We start from the raw sequence: 4,029 nt of genomic DNA, 5'->3' as shown, positions 1-4,029 counted from the left end.
ATGAACGCCCCCGGTGCTTCGGACGCTGGACTGGTTTTAATTTCCTGGTCAACTGGAGATAAAAGAGAGGCAACGTCAGAACCTTCGTCTGATTTTTCAGCTTTATCCCCAACCGGACTGGTTCCAGTCCCTTTAGAGATCGCCCCGGGTGAGCGATCAGGAACCGGTAAAGTCTGAGTGCCTGTAGTGGACGTACGCCGCGCTTCGGAGGTTGGACTGGTTGCAGTTCCCTGGTCAACGGGAGATAAGAGAGAAGCAACGTCAGAACCATCACCTGATTTCCCGGTTTCATTCACAACCGGACTTTTCCCCGTACCTTCAGGCATCGGCCCGTCTGACTCAGCAACCGGTAAGGTCTGAGTGCCAGTAGTGGACGAACGCCGCGCTATGGACGTAGGACTGGTTTCAGCTCCCTGGCCAGTTGAGGGCAAAAGAGAAGCAACACTAGAACTATCAACTGATTTCCTGGTTTCATTCACATCCGGACTTTTTCCAGTCTCTTCAGAGATCGGCCCGGGTGAATCAGAAACCGGTAAGGTTTGAGTGCCTGTTGTGGACGCTCGCCGCGCTGAAGACGTTGAACTGGTTTCAGTTCTTTTATCAACTGGAGATACAGAAGAAGTAACGTCAGACCTATAACCTGATTCCCCACCTTCATCTTTGGCCTTATTGGTCACCACAGGCACTTCATGCCCATTTGTCGCGATCAAGGCATCGTCACTGATTACGGCCGATGTTTTCTCACCATCCGGTCTGGTCACGGTGCCGCTGCGCTCAGCTGATGCTGTCTGGCCATCCGCTGAAGCAGGAGTCTCAGGGTGCGACTCATCACCTGATACTTCACCCCTGGCTGGAGCTATAATTTCTTGCTTTGTTACACCCGGATTTCCAACACTGTAATTGCTGAGTATATCTCTAAGCTTTCCTTCAGAATCAATCAGTTGTTTGCCTGTGATTAACGTTTTGTCGTAGCCTGCGTTAAAATGCCAATCCCGGATATCATCCATTGATGAAACAATGATTTGTGCAAGCTCTTTTGGGCTGCTTAGATCCACTCTTTTAAGATCATTCAGGTGGTTTTTCAGCTTTACTGAGAAATCAGCATCCAGATCGACTTCTTTTTTTGCTGACTTGGTTTGAATATCTATTAATATGTTCTTAACTTCATCCCGATCTAACTGTAGATTTCGACCGTCAGCCTTTATATCACCACCACTGTTTAATGCTTTTTCCACATCCCGAAAATGATCAGACTTTAGCAATCCCCTGATTTTTATATCAAGAACAGGAACCGAGCGAATACTTCTGGCACGAAATGGTGTGCTTGAATGATCTGGACGTCTCAAGTCAGACTGGATATATCTAGGGGGTTTAGCGCTTATATCACCTTTATCCTTATCAGTTTCCTGATGATCACCCCGGAGGAGTTCTGGCAGTGTTGAAAAGCTGGTTCCTCTTGGCCCATTGACATTACTCATAACCTGTCCTGACTGTTTGTTGTCCTTAACTATCAGCAGGCAATCAGTTGAAAAACATCATCAGATCCGGTTGCTGGAGTCTGATTAATCCATGATTACACTTATTTAATTTCAGGCTAGCAGAATAGAAGGGCTTATTTAGTCTTTAAATGAAAACTCAGAACAGTTATCAATAAAACCGAACAGATTGAACAGTTTTTTTTAAATTCTCAAACAACAACCTTTTAAAAATCCATTCAGTACATTTTTTTGACTAGTCTGAAAATAGATTGCCCTGGTACCTGCATCCATGCAGTCCTGCGGTGGTTGGCAGCCTGACAAATAAACCAAAACTGTCCATGCTCACCGCCTTTTTCTTTCCAGGGCATTAAGTAGCTAACCACTACTGAATTGTCAGCCCCTTCTCTTTCGGATTTCCAAGATCCCGCAGGGTGTTTTCCAGCTGTTGCAACCGCAGGGAGACCTGGCTCTGGAAAGCGCCCAGCTTTTTACTGAGTTCATCCTGGGTTTGCGCAGAGGCTTTTATTTGCTGCTCGACACTCTGCTGTGCAGATAAAGTGCTCTTTAAGCCATCAATTTCAGCTTTCAGTGCTTCAACACGGCTAACCATATCCGAATTGGCAACCAGCTGCTCAGTGGTCACAGCCTTAATGACCTGGTCCAGCTCATTCAGCTTTGAGACCGCCTGCTCGGAGGACTTTTTAGCCGCATCAAACTGTTTGACAGCAAGGTCTACTTTCTTCGCCCCCTGGTCAATCTTATCTTTATTCTCATTAATCCACTGACGGTTTCTTTTGTTAGCAACATCCCAGAGCTTGCGAATTTCAGAGTTCACTTCTTTAAGTTCTGAGCGGAAGATGGAGTCACTCTGGTTAATGGACTCACCGGTTTGAGAAACCTGCCCGGTCACCAGCCCCAGTTGATCCCGGGTTGCCTGAAGCTCCTGCCGGGTCTCCTTCAGGGCCTTCTGCAACTCAGTCACCTGCCAGTAACCGCCAGCAGTAACACCAGCCAGAAGCACAAACAGAACACCCGAGACCAGATAGCCCGCACCGCTGCTTTTACCGTTGGCTGCGGATTTACTGAAACTTTTTGGCCCGAAGCCTGTGGAACGGTGCCTGGAAGGACGCTGGTCAGCGGTTATGGATAAGTCCTGGTTTGACTGATAAATCTTGTTATCCTCTTGCATACTCACTGCTTTCCATCAAAAACACCGATCAATTTGTGTATTTATTAGACTCGGACGAAACGGTGTTCCCGGCTCCTGATTGTTCTGAACAAATGAGGAACTATTGTAAAAGAAAGAAATCCTGCCCCCAACCTTTTTATTCAACGTAAAGGAGTGAGTTGGGCTTGAAATTTCTGCGGCAAACCTCAAGATACATCCCACATGGATTCGTAGTAGCCACGGTGCTACTATCGCTTTGCGAAAAATCAGGTCTCTGAACGAAACCAATACTATTCCAACCACAGCGGGAGAACACAAATGGCTTTTCAACTGCCTGAGCTGCCCTACGAGCGCAATGCCCTTGAACCACATATCTCCAAGGAAACTCTGGATTACCATTACGGCAAACATCACCACACTTACGTGGTCAAACTGAACGGTCTGGTTGAAGGCACCGAGCTGGAAAACAAGAGCCTGGAAGAGATCATCAAGACGTCTGAAGGCGGCATCTTTAACAACGCTGCCCAGGTATGGAACCACACCTTCTACTGGAACTGCCTGAGCCCCAATGGTGGCGACAAGCCTTCCGGTGAACTGGCAGCAGCTATCGACAAAGCCTTTGGCTCTTATGATGAGTTTGTTGCCAAATTCTCTGACATGGCCGTTAACAACTTTGGTTCCTCCTGGACCTGGCTGGTAAAAAACACCGACGGTTCCCTGGAAATCGTCAACACCAGCAACGCCGGTACACCAATCACTGGCGACCAGAAGCCTCTGCTGACCTGCGACCTGTGGGAGCACGCTTACTACATCGACTACCGTAACGTGCGCCCAGACTACCTGAAAGGCTTCTGGGCCCTGGTGAACTGGGAATTTGTTGCGGCTAACTTTGCGGCTTGATCAGTCAACTGTCAGATACCCAATTAAGTTGGGAAACAAACCTGACTAATTGGCAAATAAACCTGTTGAGTTAGGAAATATTTCCGAGACAGGAGTCTATACCGCCTGATAAGAACGCTTATCAGGCGGTATCTAAAATACTAAAAAGAGATAATAGCAACTTTCCTTAATTCCAGATCGGAAAGAAAATATTCCACTCGGGAAAAGCAAGGTCGTGGCACTGGCTCTGGCTCAGACTATATCCCCGGACTTTTCATCACTGAAGCGCCTTCATTACACGGTAACCAGAAACACTCTGCTCCCGGCAATCTTACTCCTGGCCTTTGACGACGAATCACCTTAATTGTGAAACCCTGATTTTCAATGCTGCCGTACCGGGAATCTGGCCAACCTGAGAATGCTGCCAGGAGCCTGTATTTCCAACCATAGCCTACGCATTAAGAGCAGAGCGACCTTGGCTTTGCAGGTTTGGATAGAAATAGA

At 47.4% G+C, this 4,029-nt stretch carries 3 protein-coding genes; 1 reads left to right on the top strand and 2 read right to left on the bottom strand.

What is annotated here, in order from left to right:
* The coding region (locus ACO6V1_RS22700; protein WP_422468747.1) for a hypothetical protein at positions 1-1,478 on the bottom strand (1,478 nt) is incomplete at its 3' end.
* Positions 1,479-1,860: 382 nt separating this feature from the next.
* Complete coding sequence (locus ACO6V1_RS22695) at positions 1,861-2,667, bottom strand: hypothetical protein (RefSeq protein ID WP_422468745.1); 807 nt, start codon at positions 2,665-2,667, stop codon at positions 1,861-1,863.
* 297 nt (positions 2,668-2,964) lie between these two features.
* Here ACO6V1_RS22695 and sodB point away from each other — a divergent pair, with 297 nt between their 5' ends.
* The gene (gene sodB / locus ACO6V1_RS22690) at positions 2,965-3,546 is read left to right on the top strand and encodes a superoxide dismutase [Fe] (RefSeq protein WP_422450512.1); all 582 of its coding nucleotides are present in this window, start codon (positions 2,965-2,967) and stop codon (positions 3,544-3,546) included.
* Positions 3,547-4,029: the final 483 nt, after the last annotated feature.

Origin of the sequence: Endozoicomonas sp. ALC013 (assembly GCF_049310205.1) — a bacterium.
Classification (GTDB): domain Bacteria; phylum Pseudomonadota; class Gammaproteobacteria; order Pseudomonadales; family Endozoicomonadaceae; genus Endozoicomonas.
The sequence above is the reverse complement of the archived record's forward strand: the minus strand, read 5'-3'. Positions and strand labels throughout refer to the sequence as shown.